A 278-nucleotide genomic window follows, 5' to 3' on the forward strand; every position below is an offset into this window, starting at 1 on the left:
ATCATAAGCAAAACTATTCAGGATTTCTATTTGCCAATTTTGGAGGGTTCGAATCGCCTTTTTAAACTCTGGAATATTCGCCTTTTCTACACGCCGATAAAACTCCTTTAGGGATTCCTTTGTCTCGGAGATAAGACTTACTCCATTTTCTTTCGCCTTTTTAAACCATTGAGAAAACCATTCCTTAAGATGATAAGCCTTCCGTAATTCATTCGAAAAACCTAAGTAACGCTCTAAGTACCATCGATCGTCTTCCGTTAACTTCTCTGAGTTCCTAT

The 278-nt window shown here is 37.8% G+C and carries 1 protein-coding gene; it reads right to left on the reverse strand.

The features are described 5' to 3' along the window. Window positions 1-278 (reverse strand): transposase (locus tag PZE06_RS29305; protein ID WP_275792591.1); only part of this gene is annotated, 278 nt, incomplete at both ends.

The organism is Robertmurraya sp. DFI.2.37, from assembly GCF_029211245.1.
GTDB lineage: Bacteria > Bacillota > Bacilli > Bacillales > Cytobacillaceae > Robertmurraya > Robertmurraya methanolica_A.